This window comes from Halomonas sp. 328 (genome assembly GCF_015645095.1).
Taxonomy (GTDB): Bacteria; Pseudomonadota; Gammaproteobacteria; order Pseudomonadales; family Halomonadaceae; genus Bisbaumannia.
This window is the reverse complement of the sequence record NZ_JADOTW010000021.1, coordinates 63,186-86,087: the sequence shown is the minus strand read 5'-3', so window position 1 is coordinate 86,087 and position 22,902 is coordinate 63,186. Positions and strand designations below refer to the sequence as shown.

Below are 22,902 nucleotides of genomic sequence, written 5' to 3'. Positions count from 1 at the left end.
ACCCGCCCTGGTATTTCTGGGCGAGTATTCAGGAGCACTGGACACATCAGGTGCTGCGCTTATTGGTTGAATTCAGGTATCGCTTAAAGCCGCATAAGCGCATACCTCCCATTGCCGGCCAGCGCCCAGATTAACAGGCGATAGAGGGGCCCCTGACCGCTCTCCCCCCGGCTATGGATGGGCCCGCAGTAGTCAGGAGGCGACGGCCAGCGCCGCCCCCCACACCTATGCTACTCCCGCGGTTCCAGCCGGTAGAGGCCGCCGTCGCTCTCGTCGCTGAGCAGGTAGATGCGGCCGTCGGGGTCGGCGCGCACGTCGCGGATACGGCCGATCTCTCCCTCCAGCAGCACCTCGCGTACCACCACGCGGTCGCCGTCGATCACCAGGCGCACCAGGCGTTCGCTGCGCAGGCCGCCGGCCAGCAGGTTGCCTTGCCAGCCGGGGAAGGCGTCGCCACTCACCAAGGCCAGCCCCGAGGGGGCGAAGCGCCCCTCGAAGACGAAGGCCGGGTCGCGCATCCCGGGGCGGCTGTCGTCGCCAATGGGGCGCCGGGTCATATAGTCCCGGCCCAGGCTCACCTCCGGCCAGCCGTAGTTTTCGCCGGCCTCGATCAGGTTGAGCTCGTCGCCGCCCAGGGGGCCGTGTTCGCTGGCCCAGAGGCGGCCCTCGCCGTCCACCGTCAGGCCCTGGATATTGCGGTTGCCGAGGCTGTAGAGCTCGTCGAGCACGGCGGGGTCATCGACGAAGGGGTTGTCCGCCGGCACGCCTCCCGCATCGGTCAGGCGCAGCACGCTGCCGGCGTGGTCGCCGCCGTCCTGGGCGCGGGATGGGTCGCGGCCCCGGTCGCCGATGCTCATGGCCAGGCTGCCGTCGGGCAGGAAGGCCAGCCGCGAGCCGTAGTGACGGCCCGGGTCGGAATAGCGGTCCTGGACGAAGAGGGGCTCGAGCTCGGTCAGGCCGCCGTCGCCGAGCCGGGCCCGAGCCAGGGCGCTGGCGCTGCCGCCGGGCCCCGGGCGGGAGTAGGTGAAGTAGAGCCAGTCGTTGTCGCCGTCGCCACTGCCGTAGTCGGGATGAAGGGCCAGGTCGAGCAGGCCGCCCTGGCCGCGACTGACGATCTCCGGCAGGCCGTCGAGGGCGCGCCGTTCATCGCCCTCCAGCAGCCAGAGGCGACCGCCGCGCTCGCTGATCAGGGCACGGCCGTCCGGCAGCAGGGCCAGGGCCCAGGGGTGGCTCAGCTCATCGGCCAGGCGCACCAGGCGGAAGTCGTGGCGCTCGCTGGTCAGGCGCTCGTGAAGCACCTCGGCGGCCTGAAGGGGCAGGGGGGCGACCAGCAGGCCGGTGAGCAGGGCGCGGGATAGCGGCATGGGACCTCTCCTGTGTCGACGATGCCTCCAGCCTAGGCGCGGGGGCGTTCGGTCGTCCAGGCGCACCCGCCGGCCGTCGGCAAGGCGCTCGCCGGGGGGGGAGCCCCCCCGGCCCGGCCGGCTTGATCCGGGTCAGACCGGCGGCAGCAGGCCCTTTAGCAAGGCCAGCAGCAGCGGCAGGTAGAGGAAGGCCAGCAGGGTGGAGCAGAACACCAGGCTGGCCACATAGGCGGGCTCGCGGCCGGCGCGCTGGGCGAAGAGGTAATTGAAGACGGCGATGGGCATGCTCATCTGCAGCACCAGGATGCCGTGGGCCAGGGGCGGCAGCCCCAGCAGCCACCCCACCAGGTAGGCCAGCGTCGCCGCCGCCAGGGTACGGATCAGGCTGAAGCCGACCCCGGCGCTCAGGCTCTTGACCTGGATGCTGGCCAGCGAGACCCCCAGGGTGATCAGCATCAGCGGCACCGTGAAGCCGGAGATCAGGTCCAGGGTGTTGTCGAGCCACAGCGGCACCTGGGTGTCGCTGAGCAGGATCGCCAGGGCGATGGCGATGGCATAGACGGTGGGGGTGCGGGCCAGGGTACGCAGCGGATTGCCCTGGCTGGCCATCACGGTGCCGAAGGTGAACTGCACCAGGGAGACGGTGACCATCACCGCGATGGCGAAGGCGAAGCCGGCGCTGCCGAAGGCGTAGAGCACCACCGGCAGGCCCATGTTGCCGGTGTTGGGGTACATCATCGGCGAGATCACCACCCGCCAGGGCTTGCCGAGCAGCGGCGCCACCAGGAAGCTGGCCAGGCCCATGGCGGTGAGTACCAGCAGGGTGCCGAGCATGGTCAGGCCGAAGCTTCCGGCATCCACCTCGGCCCCGGAGAGGGAGGCGAGGATCAGCGCCGGGGTGCCGATATTGAAGACCAGCTTGGTGACGAACTCCACCGGATAGGGGTGGCCCAGGCGCACCCACAGGAAGCCCAGGCTGGCGCCGATAAAGACCGGGGCCATCACGGCAAAGAGTTCGACAAGCATGGGCGCTCCTCGCTGGCGGTAAGGGGACGCCCATTGTCGTGAATCGGATGCTTAGAGGGCAAACGAATTCACCCGAATCCGGCGTTCGGGAAAAAGTTTGTCAGTCGCGACACTCGTGTCGCAAACGCACCGGGTCGTGACGTCGCCAAGCATCTTGGCCCCCAGGCCCAGGGATACCATCGCCGCAAACCACAACAATCTCTGGAGGCCGACATGACCCTGCGCAACGAGAGCCTGGCGCAATACGACACCCCCCTGGCCGCGGCTATCGCCGAAGAAGTGGCCCGTCAGGAGGCCCATATCGAACTGATCGCGTCTGAGAACTACACCAGCCGCGCGGTGATGGAAGCCCAGGGCTCCCAGCTCACCAACAAGTATGCCGAGGGCTACCCGGGCAAGCGCTACTACGGTGGCTGCGAGTTCGTCGACAAGGTCGAGGCGCTGGCCATCGAGCGCGCCTGCGACCTGTTCGGCGCCGACTACGCTAACGTCCAGCCCCACTCCGGTGCCCAGGCTAACGCCGCCGTCTTCATGGCGCTGGTCTCCCCGGGCGACACCGTGCTGGGCATGAGCCTGGCCCACGGCGGCCACCTGACCCACGGCGCCGCCCCCAACTTCTCCGGCAAGCACTACAACGCCGTGCAGTACGGCCTCAACCCGGAGACCGGCGAGATCGACTACGAGGAAGTCGAGCGCCTGGCCCGCGAGCATCAGCCGAAGATGATCATCGCCGGCTTCTCCGCCTACTCCCGGGTGGTCGACTGGCGCCGCTTCCGCACCATCGCCGACGAAGTGGGCGCCTACCTGATGGTGGATATGGCCCATGTGGCGGGTCTCGTCGCTGCCGGTCTCTACCCGAGCCCGCTGCCCCACGCTCATGTGGTCACCACCACCACCCACAAGACCCTGCGCGGTCCCCGCGGCGGCCTGATCCTCTCCGCCCATGGCGACGAGGCCCTCCACAAGAAGCTCAACGGCGCGGTCTTCCCGGGCCAGCAGGGCGGCCCGCTGATGCACGTCATCGCTGCCAAGGCGGTGGCCTTCAAGGAGGCCATGAGCCAGGACTTCGTGCGCTACCAGCAGCAGGTGATCACCAACGCCCGGGCCATGGCCGAGGTCTTTATCGAGCGTGGCTATGACGTGGTCTCCGGCGGCACCGACGACCACCTCTTCCTGGTCTCGCTGATCAAGCAGGGCGTCACCGGCAAGGATGCGGACGCCGCCCTGGGGCGCGCCCATATCACCGTCAACAAGAACTCGGTGCCCAACGACCCGCAGAGCCCCTTCGTCACCTCCGGGTTGCGCCTCGGTACCCCGGCGGTCACCGCCCGCGGTTTCGATGCCGCCGAGTGCACCGAGCTGGCCGGCTGGATCTGCGACATCCTGGATGCCCTGGCCGAGGGCGGCGACACCGCGGCCGTGGAGACCGAGGTGCAGGCCAAGGTCGCCGAGGTGTGTGCCCGGCATCCGGTCTATGGCGCGGCCAACAGCGTCGCCGCCGAGAGCGCCGTCGAAACCATCGCTTGAACCGGCCGCCGGGCCCACCCGGCGAGGCCGAACTGAGGAGACCCCTATGCAACGCTATTCTGGCTTCGGGCTGGTCAAGCACGCGCTTAGCCACCACGAGAACTGGCAGCGCCAGTGGCGCAATCCCACGCCGAAGAAGCAGTACGACGTGATCATCGTCGGCGGCGGCGGCCACGGCCTGGCGACCGCCTACTACCTGGCCAAGGAGTTCGGCGTCACCAACGTGGCGGTGATCGAGAAGGGCTGGCTGGGTGGCGGGAATACCGCGCGCAACACCACCATCGTGCGTTCCAACTACCTGTGGGACGAGGCGGCGGCCCTCTACGAGCATGCCATGAAGCTGTGGGAGGGGCTCTCCCAGGACCTGAACTACAACGTGATGTTCTCCCAGCGGGGCGTGCTCAACCTGGGCCACACCCTGCAGGACATGCGCGATATCCAGCGCCGGGTCAATGCCAACCGCCTGAACGGCATCGACGGCGAGGTGCTGGACGCCAAGGGCGTGCAGGAGCTGGTGCCGATCATGGACTGCTCTTCGAACGCCCGCTACCCGGTGATGGGGGCCTCCTGGCAGCCCCGCGCCGGCGTGGCCCGTCACGACGCCGTGGCCTGGGGCTATGCCCGGGGCGCCGATGCGCTGGGCGTGGATATCCTCCAGCAGACCGAGGTCACCGGCTTCAAGATCCGCGACGGCCAGGTCTATGGCGTGCACACCAACCGTGGCGATATCGAGGCCAAGACCGTGGGCTGCGTGGCCGCCGGTAACTCCAGTGTGCTGGCCAAGATGGCCGGGTTCAATCTGCCGCTGGAGTCGCATCCGCTGCAGGCCCTGGTCTCCGAGCCGATCAAGCCGGTCCTCGACACCGTGGTGATGTCCAACCACGTGCACGGCTACATCAGCCAGTCCGACAAGGGCGACCTGGTGATCGGCGCCGGCATCGACGGCTACAACGGCTATGGCCAGCGTGGCAGCTACCCCACCGTGGAGCACACCCTGCAGGCCATCGTCGAGATGTTCCCGATCTTCTCCCGGGTGCGCATGAACCGCCAGTGGGGCGGCATCGTCGACACCTGCCCGGATGCCTGTCCGATCCTCTCCAAGACCCCGGTGAAGGGCCTGTTCTTCAACTGTGGCTGGGGCACCGGTGGCTTCAAGGCGACCCCGGGTTCGGGCCATGTGTTCGCCGCCAGCCTGGCCAAGGGCGAGATGCACCCCATCGCCGAGCCCTTCTCCATGTTCCGCTTCCATAGCGGGGCGCTGATCGACGAGCACGGCGCCGCCGGCGTGGCCCACTAAGGAGAATTCGCCATGTTCTACATCTATTGCCCCTACTGCGGCGAATACCGCGAGGAAGAGGAGTTTCACCCCAAGGGCCAGGCGCATCTCGAGCGACCCAAGGACCCGGAGGCGTGCAGCGACGAGGCGTGGGGCGACTACCTCTTCTTCCGTGACAACCCCCGGGGCGTGCATCACGAGCTGTGGGTGCATGCGGTGGGTTGCCGCAAGTTCTTCAACGTCACGCGTCACACCGTGACCTACGAGATCCTCGAGACCTACAAGATGGGCGAGCAGCCGTCGATCACCGCCGATGCCCAGGGCCAGCCCCGCGAGGCCGTGGCGGCCAGCCGTCAAGAAGGAGTGCGCGCATGAGCCAGTCCAAGAAACAAGTGCACCGCCTGGCCAAGGGCGGTCGGATCGATCGCTCCCGTACCTTGAGCTTCACCTTCAATGGCCAGAGCTACCAGGGGCACCCGGGGGACACCCTGGCCTCGGCGCTGCTGGCCAACGGCGTGGATATCGTCAACCGCAGCTTCAAGTACTCGCGGCCCCGGGGCATCGTCGCCGCCGGCGCCGAGGAGCCCAATGCCATCGTTCAGCTGGGCAGCACCGAGGCGGCCCAGGTGCCCAACGTGCGCGCCACCCAGCAGGCGCTGTTCGCCGGCCTGACCGCCCGCAGCACCAACGGCTGGCCCAATGTGCAGCGCGACCTGATGGGCCTGTTCGGCAAGCTGGGCGGCAAGTTCATGCCCCCGGGCTTCTACTACAAGACCTTCATGGCCCCGGCCTCGCTGTGGATGACCTACGAGAAGTACATCCGCAAGGCCGCCGGCCTGGGGCGCAGCCCCATGGAAGCCGACCCGGACATCTATGATCACCTGCACCAGCACTGCGACGTGCTGGTGGTGGGTGGCGGTGCCGCCGGCCTGGCCGCGGCCCTGGCCGCCGCGCGCAGTGGCGCCCGGGTGATCGTCGCCGACGAGCAGGAGGAGATGGGCGGCTCGCTGCTGGACAGCTGCGAGACCCTGGATGGCAAGCCGGCGGACCAGTGGGTGGCCAAGGTGCTCGAGGAGCTGGCCGGGTGCGAGAACGTTACCCTGTTGCCGCGCACCACCGCCAACGGCTACCACGACCACCACTTCGTCACCCTGCACGAGCGGCGCACCGAGCATCTCGGCGAGACCGCGCCCCTGGCCAAGGGACGCCGCCAGGTGCGCGCCCGCATGCACCGGGTGCGTGCCGGCCAGGTGATCCTGGCCACCGGCGCCCACGAGCGGCCGCTGGTCTATGCCGGCAACGACGTGCCGGGCAACCTGCTGGCCGGCGCCGTCTCCACCTATATCCGCCGCTATGGCGTGGCGCCGGGCCACAAGCTGGTGCTGACCACCAGCAACGACTACGGCTATCGCGCCGCCCTCGACTGGAAGGAGGCGGGTCGCGAGGTAGTGGCCATCGTCGACGCCCGTCAGTCGCCCGCCGGCGAGTGGGTGGAAGCCGCCCGCGCCCAGGGCATCAAGATCATCACCGGCAGCGCGGTGATCGAGGCCAAGGGGTCCAGCCGCGTCAGCGCGGCGCGGGTCGCCAAGATCGATATCGACGCTTTCCAGGTGAACGGTCCGGTCCAGGAGCTGGCCTGCGACACCATCGCCAGCTCCGGCGGCTATAGCCCGGTGATTCACCTGGCGTCCCACACCGGCGCCCGGCCCACCTGGCGCGACGATATCCTCGGCTTCGTGCCGAGCCTGGTGAAGGGCGTCCACGCCTGTGGCGGGGCCAAGGGCACCTATGCCCTGGGCGAGGTGCTCGCCGAGGGCGTGGAGGTCGGCATCAAGGCCGCCGCCGTCACCGGCCACGCCGCCCCGGCGGTGAGCCTGCCCCAGGTCAAGACCCTCAAGCAGGGCCCGGCCGCGGCGCTCTTCCAGGTGCCCCACGAGAAGCCGACCCTGCGCGCGCCCAAGCAGTTCGTCGACCTGCAGAACGACGTCACCGCGGCGGGCATCGAGCTGGCCACCCGCGAGGGCTTCGAGTCCATCGAGCACGTCAAGCGCTATACCGCCATGGGCTTCGGCACCGACCAGGGCAAGCTGGGCAACATCAATGGCATGGCCATCGCCGCTCGCTGCCTGGGTCGCCCCATCCCCGAGGTGGGCACCACGGTGTTCCGTCCCAACTACACCCCGGTGACCTTCGGCGCCATCGTCGGCCGCCACTGCCGTGACCTCTTCGACCCGGAGCGCTACACCGCCCTGCACCAGTGGCACGTGGAGAACGGCGCCGAGTTCGAGGACGTGGGCCAGTGGAAGCGCCCCTGGTACTACCCGCAGCGCGTCAACGGCAAGGTCGAGACCATGCACGAGGCGGTGGCCCGGGAGTGCAGCGCGGTGCGCGAGAAGGTCGGCATCCTCGACGCCTCGACCCTGGGCAAGATCGATATCCAGGGCCCCGACGCCCGGGAGTTCCTGGCCCGGGTCTACACCAACAAGTGGGAGAAGCTGGCGGTCGGCAAGTGCCGCTATGGCCTGATGTGCAAGGACGACGGCATGGTCACCGACGACGGCGTGACCAGCTGCCTGGCCGACAACCACTTCCTGATGACCACCACCACCGGCGGCGCCGCGGCGATCCTCGAGTGGCTGGAGCTGTGGCACCAGACCGAGTGGCCGGAGCTGGACGTCTACTTCAGCTCGGTGACCGACCACTGGGCCACCATGACCATCACCGGCCCCGAGGCGCGCAAGCTGCTGGCCGAGATCACCGATATCGATCTCGACAAGGAGAGCTTCAAGTTTATGGAGTGGCGCTCCGGCAAGGTGGCGGGCGTGCCGGCGCGGGTCTATCGCATCTCCTTCACCGGCGAACTGACCTTCGAGATCAACGTCCAGGCCAACTACGCCATGCACGTCTGGCAGACCCTCTTCAAGCACGGCGAGAAGTACGGCCTGACCCCTTACGGCACCGAGACCATGCACGTCCTGCGCGCCGAGAAGGGCTTTATCATCGTCGGCCAGGACACCGATGGCTCGGTGACCCCGGAAGACCTGGGGATGCAGTGGTGCGTGGGCTATGACAAGCCGTTCTCGTGGATCGGCAAGCGGGCCCTGACCCGCTCCGATACCAAGCGCGAGAACCGCAAGCAGCTGGTGGGCCTCAAGCCCAAGGACCCCAAGGTGGTACTGGAGGAGGGTGCGCAGATCGTCTTCGATCCCAAGCACGCCATCCCCATGCCGATGGCCGGGCACGTGACCTCCAGCTACTACAGCCCGACCCTGGACTCCGGCTTCGCCCTGGCGGTGGTCAAGGGTGGCCACAAGAAGATGGGCGAGACCGTCTACCTGCCCATGGCGGACGGCCAGACCCATGAAGCCGAAATCGTCAGCCCGATCTTCTACGACCCCAAGGGAGAGCGCCAGAATGTCTAACGCGGCTACCTTCGATACCCGTACCGATAGCGCCATCCCGGTGGAGTCGCCGCTGGCCTACAGCTACCGCCGCAGCGGAGCCCCGGCGGCCGGTCCCGAGAGCCGCGTCACCCTGCGCGAGCGGGCCCTGCTGGGCCAGCTGGTGCTGCGCGGCGGCGCCATCGTCCTCGACGAGGCGGTGCGCGAGGTGCTGGGCCTGAACCTGCCCGGCGAGCCCCAGGAGCTGGTCCAGGACGAGCGCGGCGAGCGCTCGATCCAGTGGCTCTCCCCGGACGAGTGGCTGGTGATCGTCCCCGGCGGCGAGGAGTTCGAGCTGGAGACCCGGCTGCGCGAGCGCCTGGGTGACGCCCACTACGCCATCAGCGACCTCAGCGGCGGCCAGACCCTGCTGGAACTGGAAGGCGAGGCGGCCCGTGAGCTGCTGATGAAGACGGTGATCTACGACGTTCATCCCAGCCATTTCCCGGTGGGCCGGGGCGTGACCACGGTCTTCGCCAAGGCCACCGCCATCGTCCGCCGCCCCTCCGAGGAGCGCTGGGAACTGGTGGTACGCCGCAGCTTCGCCGACTACTGTTATCGCTGGCTGCTCGACGCCGGCGAGGAGTACGCCATCGGCGTGGTACGCTGAAAGCAATGATCAAGGCCGGGGGCAGGGTGTACCTGCTCCCGGCTTGGTCATCCCCTGATTCTTGGTGCTTCGCACCTTGGCGTGAGTACTCTTGTGGGAGCACGGCTTTGCCGCGCGATATCGCCCGAAGGGCGATCCTGACTGGCAGCAGGTGTCAGCCAGGCCATGGTGTCATGCACGATCCGCGAAGCACCGGCCTTTTCGAGTGAGGCGCCAATTATGAGCCAAGCATCTTCCACCTGGATCCTGGCCGCCCAGTGCCCCAGCCGTCTGGGCACCGTGGACGTGGTCACCCGCTTCCTCAAGGAGAACCGCTGCTATATCACCGAGCAGCACTCCTTCGATGACCGGCTCAGCGATCGGTTCTTTATTCGTACCGAATTCCGTCCCCTGGACGACGACTTCTCCGCCGAGGCCTTTCAGGTCGCCTTCGCCGAGCGCGCTGGCGAGTTCGCCATGACCTTCGAGTTGACCGCCCCGGGCACCCGCATGCCGGTGGTGATCATGGTCTCCAAGGCCGACCATTGCCTGAACGACCTGCTCTATCGCTATCGCACCGGGCAGTTGCCCATCGAGATTCGCGCCATCGTTTCCAACCACCCGGACCTGGCTCCCCTGGCCGAGTGGCACGACATTCCCTATCACCACTTCCCCATCACCGCCGAGACCAAGGCCGAGCAGGAGGCCCAGGTGTGGGAGGTGATCGAATCCAGCGGCGCCGAACTGGTGATCCTGGCGCGCTATATGCAGGTGCTCTCCAGCGACCTCTGCACCAAGCTCAGTGGCCGGGCGATCAATATCCACCACTCCTTGCTGCCCGGCTTCAAGGGCGCCAAGCCCTACCACCAGGCCTACGACAAGGGCGTCAAGCTGGTCGGTGCCACTGCCCACTACATCAACGACGACCTGGACGAAGGGCCGATCATCACCCAGGGCGTCGAGCCGGTCAGCCACGCCGACTACCCGGAAGACCTGGTGGCCAAGGGCCGTGATATCGAATGCCTGACCCTCTCCCGCGCGGTCGCCCAGCACGTGGAGCGGCGGGTCTTTCTCCACGCCAATCGCACCGTGGTGTTCGGTCGGTAAGGGGCCTATCCCCAGGCGCCTTGATTGCCCGAAGGGCGACCCTACCTGTCCCTCAGCCACCCTCCCGCAATGCCTTGTCCTCACCCCAGGACAGCGCCCAGCGGGAGGGTGGCTTTTCGCGGTACTGGGCCAAGCCCCGCGCGGCTTATGTCGTCAGCCTCCCACTACTTACCTGTCTGCCTTTATGCTAGAGAGAAAGAGGGGGGCATGGGACATGCCTCCATGACGTTTTATCTGCCACAGGCTGGGCGTTAACCATCAAGGAGCAGCCGATCATGGAAGTCGTGATTCAGGAAGAAATCTCGGGATGTGGCATCGCCTCGGTTGCCAATATTCTTGGCAAGTCCTATGCGGAAATGAAGGCCGTGGCAAATGCCATGGGCATTTATGCCGAGGATGAATCGCTGTGGTCAGACACCCGCTATGTCAGAAGGCTGCTGGCCAGCGCCGGGATCGAGGCCTCTGCCGGTGAGACTCCCTTCGAGTCGTGGAGCAAGCTGCCCGATCTGGCCTTGCTGTCTATCAAGCACCATCAGGAGGAGGGGAGAGACTTCTGGCACTGGGTGGTGTTCAGGCGCCTGGAGGGGCAGGCCGTGGTGCTGGATTCGGCCAGCTACCTGCCCTCGAATATCCGCACGGATTTCGATGCAATGCAGCCAAAATGGTTTATCGAAGTGAAAAAGTAAGATTCTTCGCACTTCGGCGTAAATACCATCACACCTCATCCTGGCCAAGTCCCAGGGCGCCTGCGGCGTCAATCGCGAGGGAACCCGGGGCGCCGGACCGCCTCGCTCCCACCACCCCAGTGGCCACTCTGCCTAGGTGTTTAGTCCCGGAGTGTAATGGGGGAGCCTCGGCCCGGGCCCCGGCCCTACTGGGCCGGGTAGCGGGTGGCCTGGAGGGAGTCCTTGATCTTCTTCAGGTGGCCGAGGAAGTCTTCGCCGCGGCGCAGGGTCACGCCGGTGGCCAGCACGTCGATCAGCGCCAGGTGGATCATCCGCGAGGTCATCGGCATATAGACGTCGGTGTCCTCCGGGGCGGTGACCTCCAGGGTCTCGGTGCACTCCTTGGCCAGGGGCGAGTCGGGGGCGGTGATGCCCAGCACCACGGCGCCGTTCTCCCGGGCCAGGCGGGCGATCTCCACCAGCTCGCGGGTGCGCCCGGTATAGGAGATGATCACCACCACATCGCCGGTATGGCAGGCGGCGGCCACCATGCGCTGCATCAGCACGTCTTCGTAGGCCATCACCGGCAGGTTGAAGCGGAAGAACTTGTGCTGGGCGTCCTGGGCCACCGGGCCCGAGGCCCCGAGGCCGAAGAAATGGATCTGCTTGGCCTGGATCAGGTAATCCACGGCGCGCTCGATGCGCTTGGCGTCGAGGGCGCGGCGGGCATCGTCGAGGGCGGCCACGGTGGCGCCGAAGATCTTGTCGCCGTAGTCGGCGGCGCCGTCGTTGCGCTCCACGTTGCGGCTCACATAAGGAGTGCCGCCGGCCAGGCTCTGGGCCAGCTTGATCTTGAAGTCCGGGTAGCCCTTGGCGTCGAAGTTGCGGCAGAAGCGGTTGACCGTGGGTTCGCTGACCGAGGAGGCCTGGGCCAGGGCGGCGATGCTCATTCCGGTCGCCGAGGCGGGGTCCTGGAGGATGACGTCGGCGACCTTGCGCTCGGAGCGGTTGAGCTCGTCGAGGCGGGCGCGGATGCGTTCGATCAGGTCATGGCTGGCCATCGTGGGTCGCGTTCTCTCTGCTAACTTGGGCGGTGACTGGGTCGTTGAGACGCGCCCCTGTGACTCGATCCCGGGCGCGCTATCATGTAGTTATTTCACTACATTGTCTGGCACTATCCTAGACGGTCACTCCTTAGGGCGCTAGGCATAGGTGCCAGGAGGGCCCCCAGGGGTGACACTTTGGTTGTAAAATTACCTAAAATAGTTGCCTGTCACGGCATGTATGGCGTATTTTTTAGGTAAGTTAACCATTTTTCAGAGGGTGCGGCATGACCCAAGAGACCCGTTCCGTCGCCTCGGCGACACCCAGCGTCGATCTGGCGATGTTCGGCGCACTCGGCGACCTGGCCCTGCGCAAGCTGTTTCCGGCGCTCTATCACCTGGAGCGGGAGGGGCTGCTGGGCGAGACCACCCGCATCCTCGGCCTGGCGCGACAGTCCATCGAGACCTCGGCCTTCCGCGACAAGGTGACCGCGGCGCTGAAGACCTATCTCAAGGGCGAGACCCTGGACAAGGCCTGCCTGGCCCGCTTCCTCGAGCGCCTGGAGTTTATCAGCGTCGACTTCGCCAAGCCCGAGGGTTATGCGGCCATCCGCGACTGGCGCCAGCAGGCCCCGGATGCCCGCCCGCTGATGATCTACCTGGCGGTGCCGGCGAGCATCTATGGCGCCATCTGCCATAACCTCAAGGCCGGCGACTGCCTGGACGACAGCGCCCGGGTGGTGGTGGAGAAGCCGATCGGCTACGACCTGGACTCCTCCAATGAGATCAACGACGCCATCGGCGCCGTCTTCCCCGAGTCGCGGGTCTATCGCATCGACCACTACCTGGGCAAGGAGACGGTGCAGAACCTGATCGCTCTGCGCTTCGCCAACCCCTTGTTCGGCACCCAGTGGAACCAGAACCATATCTCCCATGTGGAGATCACCGTGGCCGAGAAGGTCGGCATCGAGGGGCGCTGGGGCTACTTCGACCAGGCCGGCCAGCTGCGCGACATGGTCCAGAACCACCTGCTGCAGCTGCTCTGCCTGATCGCCATGGACCCGCCCTCCAACCTGGACGCCGACGCCATCCGTGACGAGAAGGTCAAGGTGCTCAAGGCCCTCAAGCCCTTCACCCCGGAGGTGCTGGAGCGGGACGTGGTGCGCGGCCAATATATCGCCGGCTCGGTGGACGGCCAGGGCGTGCCCGGCTACCTGGACGAGGAGGGTGCCAACACCACCAGCCGCACCGAGACCTTCGTGGCCATGAAGACCGAGGTGGCCAACTGGCGCTGGGCGGGGGTGCCCTTCTACCTGCGCACCGGCAAGCGCATGCCGGAGAAGCTGTCGCAGATCGTCATCCACTTCCGCCAGCAGCCGCACTATATCTTCGACCCGGATCAGCGCGGCCTGGCCAGCAACAAGTTGATCATCCGCCTGCAGCCGGAGGAGGGCATCGCCCTGCAGGTGCTGACCAAGGACAGCGGCCTGGACAAAGGCATGCGTCTGCGTCCGGGGCCCCTGGACCTCGACTTCAACAGCGCCTTCCCCAAGTCGCGGATTCCCGATGCCTACGAGCGGCTGCTGCTGGAGGTGATGAAGGGTCAGCAGTACCTGTTCGTGCGTCGCGATGAAGTCGAGTTCGCCTGGCGCTGGATCGACCAACTGATCGGTGCCTGGGAGGCCCGGGACGATGCGCCGCGGCGCTACCCGGCGGGCTCCTGGGGCCCGGTCGCCTCGATTGCGATGATCACCCAGGATGGTCGTAGCTGGTATGAAGACTACTAAAGACGGCCGATGGGCCCCGGGGGGCCGTGTCGGCTCACTCCAGACCGCCATGATCACCCAGGACGGTCGTAGCTGGTACGAGGATTACTAAGATGAGCGATCTGTCCCGTGAACATCTGGCCGTGCAGCTGGCCGAGGCGGTGGCCGAGGCGCTGCGCGAAGACCTGAGCCGCCAGGAGCGGGCCCTGCTGGTGGTCTCCGGGGGCTCGACCCCGAAGCCCTTCTTCACCGCCCTGTCCCGGGCGCAGCTGCCCTGGGAGCGGGTCGACGTGACCCTGGCCGACGAGCGCTGGGTGGCCGAAGACGCCGCCGATAGCAACGCCCGCCTGGTCCGCGAGACCCTGCTGCGAGGCCCCGCCGAGGCGGCCAACTTCGTGCCTCTGACCAGCGACGCCGCGACCCCCGAGCAGGGCGTAGCGGAGGTCGCCGAGCGCGTCATGGCGCTGAGCTGGCCGGCCAGCGTGGTGATCCTCGGCATGGGCGGCGACGGCCATACCGCCTCGCTGTTCCCCGACAGCCAGGAGCTGGGGCTGGCCCTGAGTACCGCCGAGCCTCTGGTGGCGGTGCGCACCCCGAGTCAGCCCCAGGCGCGCATCACCCTGAGCGCGGACCGACTGCATCAGGCCCGTCGCCACTTCCTGCACCTCAGTGGCGAGGACAAGCGCAGCGTCCTGGGCCGGGCCCTGGCCGGCGACGACGTTCGCGAGCTGCCGATCCGCGCCTTCCTGGCCTGCCCCCTGGCGATCTACTGGGCGCCCTGAACTTTCCGATTACCCGGCCGGGTGCCCGCGCCCGCCCCGATGTGGAGTTCCCGACATGACCATCGATAAACAGCTGCCTTCCACCCGCACCACCGAGATCGACAGCATCTGCCTCAAGGCGGAAGTGATCCCGGTAATCACCATCGAGCGCCTCGAGGACGCCGTGCCCCTGGCCCGCGCCCTGGTGGAGGGCGGCCTGACGGTGCTGGAGGTGACCCTGCGCACCGACTGCGCCCTGGACGCGGTGGCGCGCATGAAGGCGGCGCTGCCCAAGGCCAGCATCGGCGTCGGCACCGTGCTGACCCCGGCCCAGTATCGCCAGGCCGAGAAGGTCGGCGCCGACTTCGTGGTCACCCCCGGCGCCACCGAGGCCCTCTACCGTTACGGCGTGGAGAGCCCGGTGCCGATGCTGCCCGGCGTGGCCACTGTCTCCGAGCTGATGACCGGCTGGCAGTACGGCTACCGCCGTTTCAAGTTCTTCCCCGCCGAGTCCAGTGGCGGCGTCAAGGCGATCAAGGCCTTCGGCGCGCCGATCCCCGAGGCACGCTTCTGTCCCACCGGCGGCATCACCCTGGACAACGCCGCCGACTACCTGGCGCAGCCCAACGTGATGTGCGTGGGCGGCTCCTGGTTGACCCCCAAGGCCCTGATCGAGGCCGAGGACTGGGACGGCATCCGCGACCTGGCCCGCCAGGCCGCCGAGCGCTTCCACCACTGAGACCCTGTACCGCTTCTCTCTCGACAGCCCGTAGCTACAGGCTAGTGCTGTGCCTTCGACCCGCCATCCGGCGGGTCTTTTTTATCCAGACAACGGCAACGCCCCGCCCTGGGGGGCGAGGCGCTGGTTTGAGCCGCTGGTGTCGAGGCGCTGGCGTTAAGCCAGAGGAAGGTCAGTGCCTCGCCAGGTCCTCCCGGGTGGGCAGGGCGGCGTAGGCGCCGGGGCGGGTCACCGCATGGGCGCCGCACTGGCAGGCGGTGGTCACCGCCCGGGTCAGGAAGGCGTCATCCTGGTGCCAGTCGCTGGCGATGCCGGCGCTCTCCAGGTGAGTGGCCAGCTCCGCCAGCAGGCCGCCGATAAAGGCGTCGCCGCCGGCGGTGGTGTCCACCGCCTTCACTTGGGGCGGGGCCACGCTCAGCTCGCGGCCGGCACCCAGCAGGCGCACCGGGCCGGGGCCGTCGGTGATGACGATGGCCTTGACCCCGGCGGCCAGGCGCTCGGCCAGCCAGGCGGCTTCGGGGTGGTCGCCGCGCAGGTCGTCGACCTCCTCCCGGGAGAGCTTGAGCAGGTCGGCGCCATCCAGCAGCCGGGTGACCAGGGGTGCGTCGGCCCGGCCGTCCGCCCAGAGGTTGTGGCGCAGGTTGGCATCGACGCTGACCAGGCAGCCGGCGCGGCGGGCCGTCTCGGCCATGGCCAGGGTGGTCTCGGCGATGTCTGGTTCGGTGAGGCTGTTGCTGCACAGGTGCAGGATGGCCGGCGCGGCGAAGACCCCCTGGGGCAGGTGCTCCAGGCGGTAGAGCAGGTCGGCGGCGGGCGGCCGGTAGAAGTCGAAGGTGCGCTCGCCGCTGGCGTCCCGGGAGACGAAGGCCAGCGCCGTGCGGGCGGCCCGGGTGCGCACCACGCCGTCGGTATCGACGCCGTGGGCGGCCAGCTCCTCGGCGATGAAGTCGCCGAAGTGATCGTCGCCGAGCATGCCCAGGAAGCGGCTCGGCACGCCGAGGCGTGCGCAGGCCACCGCCACATTGGCCGGGGCGCCGCCGGCATAGGGGGTAAAGGTTTCCGGGGCGTTGCCGGCCGCCTCGCCGAGGCGACTGGAGAGCATATCGACCAGGGCTTCGCCGAAGGCGATCACCGGGATCATCGGGCCTGCTCCTTGCCGCGCTTGGCCTTGCCGGCCTTGGCGGAGCTGCCTTGCTCGGGGGCCGTCTTGGCCGCCTCGGCCTTATCCGCGGCGCGGGCCGGGTCGCGGCCCGGGAAGTGCTGGCGGACCAGGGCCAGCAGCCCCTGGGTGGAGGCATCGAAGTCCTGGGTGCGTTCGTCGATGCGCTCGCTGATCTCGCCGGCGATGCGCTTGCCCAGCTGCACGCCCCACTGGTCGAAGGAGTTGATGTTCCAGATCACCCCCTGGACGAACACCTTGTGCTCGTAGAGGGCGATCAGGGCGCCCAGGTTCTTGGGCGTCAGCTCGTCGAGCAGCAGGGTGCTCGAGGGGCGGTTGCCGGGGCAGCTGTAGGGGTCGAGCTGGCCGCCCTCCTGGCTGCCCTCCATGAAGGCGTTGGCCTGGGCCAGCATATTGGTGAGCAGGGCGAAGTGGTGGTCCTCGAAGCCCGGCTCCGGCTTCAGCGAGGCGATGAAGTCGATGGGCACGAAGCGGGTGCCCTGGTGGAGCAACTGGAAGAAGGCGTGCTGACCGTTGGAGCCGGTCTGGCCCCAGACGATGGGCCCGGTCTTGTAGTCGACCGGGTGGCCGAAGATATCCACCGACTTGCCGTTGGACTCCATGTCCAGCTGCTGCAGGAAGGAGGGCAGCTGATGCAGGGCCTGGTCGTAGGGCACGATGGCCTGGGTCTCGGCGCCCAGGAAGTTGATGTACCAGATGCCGATCAGCGCCATCAGTACCGGCATGTTCTCGGCGAAGGGGGCCGAGATGAAGTGCTCGTCCATCTCATGGGCGCCCTCGAGCAGCTCCATGAAGCCGTCGAAGCCGACGGACAGGGCGATGGGCAGGCCGATGGAGGACCACATGGAGTAGCGCCCGCCGACCCAGGCCCAGAACTCGAAGACGTTCTCCTCGCGGATGCCGAACTCCATGGCCGCCTTGCGGTTGGTGGAGGCGGCGACGAAGTGGGCGCCCACGTCGGCGTCCTCGCCGGCGTGGTCGAGGAACCAGCGTCGCGCCGTCTTGGCGTTGAGCAGGGTCTCCTGGGTGGAGAAGGTCTTGGTGGAGACGATGAACAGGGTGGTCTCGGCATCGAGGCCGCTGAGCACCTTCTGGATATGGGTGCCGTCCACGTTGGAGACGAAGTGGAAGCTGAGCTCCGGGTGGCGGTACTTGAGCAGTGCCCGGCAGGCCATGTTGGGGCCGAGGTCCGAGCCGCCGATGCCGATGTTCACCACGTGCTTGATGCGCTTGCCGCTGTAGCCCTTCCACTCGCCGCTGCGGATCGCCTCGGAGAAGCGCTGGATCTGCTCCCGGGTGCGGCGGATCTCCGGCATCACGTCCTTGCCGTCCACATGGACCGGCGAGTCGCCCAGGTGGCGCAGGGCGGTATGCAGCACCGGGCGGTCCTCGGTGACGTTGATGATATCGCCGGAGAACATCTGGGCGCGGCGCTGGACCAGGGCAGAGTGGTCGGCCAGCTCCAGCAGCTTGGCCAGCACCTCGTCGGAGACCAGGTGCTTGGAGTAGTCGAGGAAGAGTCCACCGACCCGCAGGTTCATCTTGTCGAAGCGCGCCGGGTCGGCGGCGAAGTAGTCGTGGATGCGGTCCTTGCTGGTCTCGCGGCAGAGCCGCTCCAGGGCCTGCCAGGTGACGCTACGGGTCAGCTGAAACATGGGTTCCTCCGGGTCGTGACTGTGGTTGTTAGTAGAGCCTCAGGCCACGCGATGGCAGCGCGCGGCCTCCAGCAGGGCATACCAGGGCGGTGGCGCCAGGGCCGGCTCGGGGGCCTGCAGCAGCGCCTCCAGGCGCTCGGGCTTGAGGGTGCCGACCACCGGGACCGGGCCACCGGGCAGGCGGCGCAGCCAAGCCAGGGCCAGGGCGCCGGGGCTGCAGCCGTGGGCCTCGGCCTCGGCGGTCAGAACCCGGCCCAGGCGATCCTCGAAGACGCTCCCGCCACCCAGCGGCGACCAGGCCAGGGGCGCCAGGCCGTCCCGCAGCAGGGCGTCGTAGCTGCCGTCGAAGAGCGGCGTGCTATGCCCCAGGGAGAGCTCCAGCTGATGCACCGCCAGCTTGTGGTGCATGGCCCCCTGCAGGCGCCGCCACTGCTCCGGCAGGAAGTTGGAGACCCCGGCGGCAGCGATCTTGCCGGCGGCCACGGCGTCGTCCAGGACGCGACCGGTGGCCTCGGCGTCCATCAGCGGGTCGGGGCGATGCAGCAGGAAGTGATCGAGGCGCTCGACCCCCAGCCGGGCCAGGGCCGCGTCGATGGCCGCGCCCAGGTAGGCCGGCGAGGCGTCGTAGTGCTTGACCGCATAGCCGGAGGCGTCGCGCTGGGGGGTGATGATGCTCGCCTTGGTGATGATGCGCACCCGCTGGGCCAGGCCCGGGCGGCTCTTGAGGGCGGCGCCGAACAGCGTCTCGCCCTGGCCGTCGCCGTAGATATCGGCGTGGTCGAACCAGTCGAGGCCCTGGTCGAGACGCGCTTCGATCCAGTCGGCCAGGCGCTCGGGATCCTGCAGGTCCCGGGCCTCGTGGAGGCGCATCATGCCCAGCACCAGGGGCACGTCGAAGGCGGCGCTCATGGGGTGTCCTCCGCGAGAGAGAGGGTGGTGCCCAGCAGGTGCTGGGCGCCGGGTACCAGCCACACCGGGTCGAGGCGGGTATTGGCGGCCTCCACGCAGAGGAAGCGGCGGGCCGCCTCGGCGGCGGTGTCCTCGGGCGGGGCCTCGCCGGGGTGCCAGACCACCGCCGAGTCGCTGCCCTGGCGGGCGATGCGCAGGCGGCGCCGGCCGTCGTCGAGGACCAGCTCGGCGTTGCTGTGGTAGATGCGATCCACGGCGCCGCGGATCCCCAGCTCGCCCTGCTGATCGGCCTCGGCGAAGTCGCGGTGCTTGTCCAGGTAGCGGGCCCCGGCCAGCCCCTCGACGCGGCAGGCCTGGGCGTCGCTCACCGCCAGGTAGCTGTGCAGGGCGCCGCTGAGCTTCACCGGGGTCTCGCCGGTGTGCTCGGTGATCAGTTCCACATGCAGGCGGTTGGCGTTGGCCTGGACCAGCAGCCGTGGACTGAGCTGGCTATGCAGGCGGCTCTCCGGGGAGAGGTGCAGCTCGATGCCGCCCTCGTGCTCGTCCACCGCGTCCAGGCGCCAGTCCGCCTTGCGGGCCGGGCCGTGGAAGGGGCCGCTATGGTCTTCCGATTCGTCCGCGTAGCGTTCGTCGGCGAACCAGGGCCAGCACAGCGGGATGCCGCCGCGGATCGCCCCGGGCAGGGGCTGGGGCGAGGGGGTGACCCAGAGCCAGCCGCCGGCGTCATGGCTCGTGGGGCGGAAATGAAGCACCTGGGCACCCTGGAGGGAGAGCGCGAGCTCTCCCCAGGCTTCGTTGGCCAGCCACACCTCGCGGCCTTGCCATTGGGTGCGGCGCTGGCCCTGGGTGGCATCCAGCAGCTGGCGCAGGGAATCGGGAATCATCGGGCTCTCCTGGGGGACGTTGACAAGACCTAGTCGACCTCGGGGTTGTGGAGGGCCTCGGCGGCGCCCAGCAGGCCGGGCCAGGCGGCGGTGACCACCTGCACCGGGATCGCCGCGGTGTAGTCGCCCATGCGCCCCTTGGCGGCGAAGGCCTCGCGGAAGCGGCTGCGCGGCAGCCAGTCGAGCAACCGCGGCAGGATGCCGCCACACAGGTAGACCCCGCCCCGGGCGCCCATCGTCAGGGCCGCATCGCCACAAACGTCGCCGAGGATCTTCAGGAACCGCAGCAGGGTATCACGGGCCACCGGGTCTTCTCCCGCCGCCTCGCTGACCTCGGCGGGGCTGGCGTAGCGGGGCGGGGCGCCCTTCAGGGAGCAGTGGGCCAGGTAGAGGTCGAGCAGCCCCTGGCCGCAGAGGATGCGCTCCACGCTGACCCGCCCGTAGCGGTTGCGGAAGTGGCGCAGCAGGTTCTGCTCGCGCTCGTCGGTGGGGGCGAAGGTGACATGGCCGCCCTCGGTGGGCAGCGGGATCCAGGCCTGGCGGCCGGGAAAGAGTCCGGCCACGCCGAGCCCGGTGCCGGGGCCGATCACCAGCCGGGCGGTATGCGCCAGGGCCTCGCCGGGCTGCACCTCGACGAGGTCCTGGTCGGCCACATGGGGCACGCCGAGGGCCTGGGCGGTGAAGTCGTTGATCACCTTGAAGAGCGTCAGGCCCAGCGCCTGCTGCGCCTCGCGCCGGGAGAAGGCCCAGTGGTTGTTGGTCATCTTGACCCGGTCGCCGCGGATCGGGCAGGCGAAGGCCAGGCAGGCCTCCCGGGGCGCCTGGGCCCCGGTGGCGCCGACCCGGGCCAGGTAGTCGTTGACCGCCTCCACCAGGCCCGGGTAGTCGGCGCAGGGTAGGCTGAGGATATCGTGGGGCTCGAAGGCGCCGGGGGTCACCAGGGCGAAGCGCGCATTGGTGCCACCGATATCACCGATCAATGCCGGTCGAATCATCGTAAGCTGGCCTCTTTAAACAGTCGCAGATACAAGGCTTAGGCGTCTTCGTCGTGGATCTGGCCGGCCTGCTGGGCCAGGTCGTCGGCCTCGAAGCCGCCGAACACCGAGGCGCCATGCTCGGAGCCGCTGGCCAGGTGACGGAAGCCGGCGAACAGCTCGCGACCCAGCCCCTGGTGGTAGTGCTCCAGGTGGGGCTCGCCCAGCTCGCGCTCGGCCAGGTCATGGGCGGAGACCCTGACCTCGAGGGTGCCGGCATTGGCGTCCAGGCGGATGATGTCGCCGTCGCGCAGCCGCGCCAGGGGGCCGCCGTCGAGGGCCTCGGGGGTCATATGGATGGCCGCCGGGACCTTGCCTGAGGCACCGGACATGCGCCCGTCGGTGACCAGCGCGACCTTGAAGCCGCGATCCTGGAGCACGCCCAGGAAGGGGGTCAGCTTGTGCAGCTCCGGCATGCCGTTGGCCTTGGGGCCCTGGAAGCGCACCACCACCACCAGGTCGCGGTCCAGCTCGCCGGCCTCGAAGGCCGCCTTGAGCTGGTTCTGGTCCTCGAAGATGCGCGCCGGGGCCTCGACGAGGCGGTGTTCCTCGGCCACCGCCGAGACCTTGATCACCCCGCGCCCCAGGTTGCCGTCGAGCACGGTGAGCCCGCCAGTGGGGGCGAAGGGCTCGGCCACACCGCGCAGCACGTCGGCGTCGAGGCTCTCGGTGGGACCCTCACGCCACACCAGCTTGCCGTCCTCGAGGAAGGGCTCCTGGGTGTAGGCGGTCAGGTCGGTGCCGAACACCGTGGGGATATCGGCGTGGATCAGGCCGGCCTGGATCAGCTCGCGGATCAGCAGGCTCATGCCGCCGGCGGCCTGGAAGTGGTTCACGTCGGCCTGGCCGTTGGGGTAGATGCGGGTCAGGCTGGGGGTCACCGCGGAGAGCTCGGTGAAGTCGTCCCAGGTGATGGTGAGTCCCGCCGCGGCGGCCATGGCCACCAGGTGCAGGGTGTGGTTGGTGGAGCCGCCGGAGGCGAGCAGGCCGACCATGGCGTTGACGATGGCCCGGGCATCGACCTGCTTATAGAAGGGGCGATAGGTGCCGCCGGCGTCGCTGTTGCGGATCGCCTGTTCGGCGGCGTAGCGGGTCAGGGCCTCGCGCAGCGGCGTGCCCGGGTTGACGAAGGAGGCGCCGGGCAGGTGCAGGCCCATGATCTCCATCATCAGCTGGTTGGAGTTGGCGGTGCCGTAGAAGGTGCAGGTGCCGGGGCTGTGGTAGGAGGCGGACTCCGCCTCCAGCAGCTCGTCGCGGCCTACCTTGCCCTCGGCATAGAGCTGGCGGATGCGCGCCTTCTCCTTGTTGGGCAGGCCGCTTTGCATGGGGCCGGCGGGCACGAAGAGGGTCGGCAGGTGGCCGAAGCGCGCCGCGCCGATAAACAGCCCCGGGACGATCTTGTCGCAGACGCCCAGGTAGAGGGCGGCGTCGAACATGTTGTGGGAGAGGGCCACGGCGGTGGCCATGGCGATCACCTCCCGGGAGAAGAGCGACAGCTCCATGCCCGGCTGGCCCTGGGTGACGCCGTCGCACATGGCCGGCACGCCGCCGGCGAACTGGGCGGTGGAGCCCATGGCCCGGGCCGCTTCCTTGATGATCTCCGGGTAGCTCTCCAGGGGCTGGTGGGCGGAGAGCATGTCGTTATAAGACGAAATAATCCCCAGGTTGGCGCTGTTCATCAGCTTGAGGCGGCCCTTGTCGGTCTCGCCGCAGGCGGCGAAGCCGTGGGCCAGGTTGCCGCAGGAGAGCTCGCCCCGGTGGACGCCCCGGCGGTGTTGCGCCTCCATGCGCGCCTCATAGAGGGCGCGGCGCTCGGCGGAGCGTTCGGCGATGCGCTGTGTCACACGGTTGACGACGTCATTGAGCGGGGGAGTCTGGGCAGTCATGGCAACCTCGTCTGATCGAAGTGAGAAGACTTCGCCGGCCCGGCGATGTCC

19 protein-coding genes are annotated in these 22,902 nt (G+C 68.4%); 10 read left to right on the top strand and 9 right to left on the bottom strand.

Annotated features, from left to right (window positions below; all coding sequences use genetic code 11):
• Positions 1–230: 230 nt before the first annotated feature.
• Complete coding sequence (locus tag IHD13_RS12130; protein WP_195861313.1) at positions 231–1,364, bottom strand: PQQ-dependent sugar dehydrogenase; 1,134 nt, start codon at positions 1,362–1,364, stop codon at positions 231–233.
• Between the two features lie 132 nt (positions 1,365–1,496).
• Positions 1,497–2,390 (bottom strand): AEC family transporter, encoded by an 894-nt coding sequence (locus tag IHD13_RS12125; protein ID WP_195861312.1) that lies wholly within the window; start codon positions 2,388–2,390, stop codon positions 1,497–1,499.
• Between the two features lie 213 nt (positions 2,391–2,603).
• Here IHD13_RS12125 and glyA point away from each other — a divergent pair, with 213 nt between their 5' ends.
• From glyA to IHD13_RS12090, 7 genes are all read left to right on the top strand, one after another.
• Positions 2,604–3,917 (top strand): serine hydroxymethyltransferase, encoded by a 1,314-nt coding sequence (glyA, locus tag IHD13_RS12120; RefSeq protein WP_195861311.1) that lies wholly within the window; start codon positions 2,604–2,606, stop codon positions 3,915–3,917.
• Positions 3,918–3,963: 46 nt separating this feature from the next.
• On the top strand, positions 3,964–5,214 hold the full coding sequence (locus tag IHD13_RS12115) for a sarcosine oxidase subunit beta family protein (protein ID WP_195861310.1): 1,251 nt from the start codon (positions 3,964–3,966) through the stop codon (positions 5,212–5,214).
• Between the two features lie 12 nt (positions 5,215–5,226).
• A complete protein-coding gene (locus IHD13_RS12110) occupies positions 5,227–5,568 on the top strand; it encodes a sarcosine oxidase subunit delta (protein ID WP_195861309.1) in 342 nt (113 codons plus the stop codon).
• Entirely contained in the window at positions 5,565–8,615 is a 3,051-nt protein-coding gene (locus IHD13_RS12105) for a sarcosine oxidase subunit alpha family protein (protein ID WP_195861308.1), read from the top strand. The genes IHD13_RS12110 and IHD13_RS12105 overlap by 4 nt, the downstream gene beginning before the upstream one ends.
• On the top strand, positions 8,608–9,243 hold the full coding sequence (locus tag IHD13_RS12100; RefSeq protein ID WP_195861307.1) for a sarcosine oxidase subunit gamma: 636 nt from the start codon (positions 8,608–8,610) through the stop codon (positions 9,241–9,243). The genes IHD13_RS12105 and IHD13_RS12100 overlap by 8 nt, the downstream gene beginning before the upstream one ends.
• A gap of 219 nt (positions 9,244–9,462) precedes the next feature.
• Complete coding sequence (gene purU / locus IHD13_RS12095) at positions 9,463–10,329, top strand: formyltetrahydrofolate deformylase (RefSeq protein WP_195861306.1); 867 nt, start codon at positions 9,463–9,465, stop codon at positions 10,327–10,329.
• A gap of 275 nt (positions 10,330–10,604) precedes the next feature.
• Complete coding sequence (locus tag IHD13_RS12090; RefSeq protein ID WP_230086271.1) at positions 10,605–11,015, top strand: hypothetical protein; 411 nt, start codon at positions 10,605–10,607, stop codon at positions 11,013–11,015.
• Positions 11,016–11,200: 185 nt separating this feature from the next.
• On the opposite strand, the gene IHD13_RS12085 is transcribed toward IHD13_RS12090, so the two are convergent.
• On the bottom strand, positions 11,201–12,055 hold the full coding sequence (locus IHD13_RS12085) for a MurR/RpiR family transcriptional regulator (protein WP_195861305.1): 855 nt from the start codon (positions 12,053–12,055) through the stop codon (positions 11,201–11,203).
• A gap of 269 nt (positions 12,056–12,324) precedes the next feature.
• Between IHD13_RS12085 and zwf the strand changes: the two genes are divergently transcribed.
• The 3 genes from zwf (at position 12,325) to IHD13_RS12070 (ending at position 15,303) form a co-directional block, all read left to right on the top strand.
• Complete coding sequence (gene zwf, locus IHD13_RS12080; RefSeq protein ID WP_195861304.1) at positions 12,325–13,824, top strand: glucose-6-phosphate dehydrogenase; 1,500 nt, start codon at positions 12,325–12,327, stop codon at positions 13,822–13,824.
• A gap of 92 nt (positions 13,825–13,916) precedes the next feature.
• Positions 13,917–14,585, top strand: a complete 669-nt coding sequence (gene pgl / locus IHD13_RS12075; protein WP_195861303.1) for a 6-phosphogluconolactonase — start codon at positions 13,917–13,919, stop codon at positions 14,583–14,585.
• 55 nt (positions 14,586–14,640) lie between these two features.
• Positions 14,641–15,303: a bifunctional 4-hydroxy-2-oxoglutarate aldolase/2-dehydro-3-deoxy-phosphogluconate aldolase gene (locus tag IHD13_RS12070; RefSeq protein ID WP_195861302.1), complete on the top strand. Its 663-nt coding sequence runs from the start codon at positions 14,641–14,643 to the stop codon at positions 15,301–15,303.
• A gap of 172 nt (positions 15,304–15,475) precedes the next feature.
• Here IHD13_RS12070 and IHD13_RS12065 read toward each other — a convergent pair whose 3' ends face one another.
• The 6 genes from IHD13_RS12065 to edd are packed head-to-tail and all read right to left on the bottom strand — an operon-like array spanning position 15,476 to position 22,851.
• Positions 15,476–16,444 (bottom strand): carbohydrate kinase family protein, encoded by a 969-nt coding sequence (locus IHD13_RS12065; RefSeq protein ID WP_195861301.1) that lies wholly within the window; start codon positions 16,442–16,444, stop codon positions 15,476–15,478.
• Positions 16,441–18,138: a glucose-6-phosphate isomerase gene (gene pgi, locus IHD13_RS12060; protein WP_195861300.1), complete on the bottom strand. Its 1,698-nt coding sequence runs from the start codon at positions 18,136–18,138 to the stop codon at positions 16,441–16,443. The genes IHD13_RS12065 and pgi overlap by 4 nt, the downstream gene beginning before the upstream one ends.
• Positions 18,139–18,177: 39 nt before the next feature.
• Positions 18,178–19,047 carry an aldo/keto reductase gene (locus tag IHD13_RS12055; RefSeq protein WP_195861299.1) on the bottom strand — a complete coding sequence of 290 codons (870 nt, stop codon included), beginning with the start codon at positions 19,045–19,047 and terminating at the stop codon, positions 18,178–18,180.
• Positions 19,044–19,931: a D-hexose-6-phosphate mutarotase gene (locus IHD13_RS12050; RefSeq protein WP_195861298.1), complete on the bottom strand. Its 888-nt coding sequence runs from the start codon at positions 19,929–19,931 to the stop codon at positions 19,044–19,046. The genes IHD13_RS12055 and IHD13_RS12050 overlap by 4 nt, the downstream gene beginning before the upstream one ends.
• Before the next feature lie 29 nt (positions 19,932–19,960).
• Positions 19,961–20,926, bottom strand: coding sequence for a glucokinase (gene glk / locus IHD13_RS12045; protein ID WP_195861297.1), 966 nt, complete (start codon positions 20,924–20,926; stop codon positions 19,961–19,963).
• Positions 20,927–20,964: 38 nt separating this feature from the next.
• On the bottom strand, positions 20,965–22,851 hold the full coding sequence (gene edd / locus IHD13_RS12040) for a phosphogluconate dehydratase (RefSeq protein ID WP_195861296.1): 1,887 nt from the start codon (positions 22,849–22,851) through the stop codon (positions 20,965–20,967).
• Between the last annotated feature and the right edge of the window lie 51 nt (positions 22,852–22,902).

Excerpts from the sequence above, each read along its gene's own strand:
- IHD13_RS12130 (WP_195861313.1), bottom strand. The coding sequence starts at position 1,364 with ATGCCGCTATCCCGCGCCCTGCTCACCGGCCTGCTGGTCGCCCCCCTG.
- IHD13_RS12125 (WP_195861312.1), bottom strand. The coding sequence starts at position 2,390 with ATGCTTGTCGAACTCTTTGCCGTGATGGCCCCGGTCTTTATCGGCGCC.
- glyA (WP_195861311.1), top strand. The coding sequence starts at position 2,604 with ATGACCCTGCGCAACGAGAGCCTGGCGCAATACGACACCCCCCTGGCC.
- IHD13_RS12115 (WP_195861310.1), top strand. The coding sequence starts at position 3,964 with ATGCAACGCTATTCTGGCTTCGGGCTGGTCAAGCACGCGCTTAGCCAC.
- IHD13_RS12110 (WP_195861309.1), top strand. The coding sequence starts at position 5,227 with ATGTTCTACATCTATTGCCCCTACTGCGGCGAATACCGCGAGGAAGAG.
- IHD13_RS12105 (WP_195861308.1), top strand. The coding sequence starts at position 5,565 with ATGAGCCAGTCCAAGAAACAAGTGCACCGCCTGGCCAAGGGCGGTCGG.
- IHD13_RS12100 (WP_195861307.1), top strand. The coding sequence starts at position 8,608 with ATGTCTAACGCGGCTACCTTCGATACCCGTACCGATAGCGCCATCCCG.
- purU (WP_195861306.1), top strand. The coding sequence starts at position 9,463 with ATGAGCCAAGCATCTTCCACCTGGATCCTGGCCGCCCAGTGCCCCAGC.
- IHD13_RS12090 (WP_230086271.1), top strand. The coding sequence starts at position 10,605 with ATGGAAGTCGTGATTCAGGAAGAAATCTCGGGATGTGGCATCGCCTCG.
- IHD13_RS12085 (WP_195861305.1), bottom strand. The coding sequence starts at position 12,055 with ATGGCCAGCCATGACCTGATCGAACGCATCCGCGCCCGCCTCGACGAG.
- zwf (WP_195861304.1), top strand. The coding sequence starts at position 12,325 with ATGACCCAAGAGACCCGTTCCGTCGCCTCGGCGACACCCAGCGTCGAT.
- pgl (WP_195861303.1), top strand. The coding sequence starts at position 13,917 with ATGAGCGATCTGTCCCGTGAACATCTGGCCGTGCAGCTGGCCGAGGCG.
- IHD13_RS12070 (WP_195861302.1), top strand. The coding sequence starts at position 14,641 with ATGACCATCGATAAACAGCTGCCTTCCACCCGCACCACCGAGATCGAC.
- IHD13_RS12065 (WP_195861301.1), bottom strand. The coding sequence starts at position 16,444 with ATGATCCCGGTGATCGCCTTCGGCGAAGCCCTGGTCGATATGCTCTCC.
- pgi (WP_195861300.1), bottom strand. The coding sequence starts at position 18,138 with ATGTTTCAGCTGACCCGTAGCGTCACCTGGCAGGCCCTGGAGCGGCTC.
- IHD13_RS12055 (WP_195861299.1), bottom strand. The coding sequence starts at position 19,047 with ATGAGCGCCGCCTTCGACGTGCCCCTGGTGCTGGGCATGATGCGCCTC.
- IHD13_RS12050 (WP_195861298.1), bottom strand. The coding sequence starts at position 19,931 with ATGATTCCCGATTCCCTGCGCCAGCTGCTGGATGCCACCCAGGGCCAG.
- glk (WP_195861297.1), bottom strand. The coding sequence starts at position 20,926 with ATGATTCGACCGGCATTGATCGGTGATATCGGTGGCACCAATGCGCGC.
- edd (WP_195861296.1), bottom strand. The coding sequence starts at position 22,851 with ATGACTGCCCAGACTCCCCCGCTCAATGACGTCGTCAACCGTGTGACA.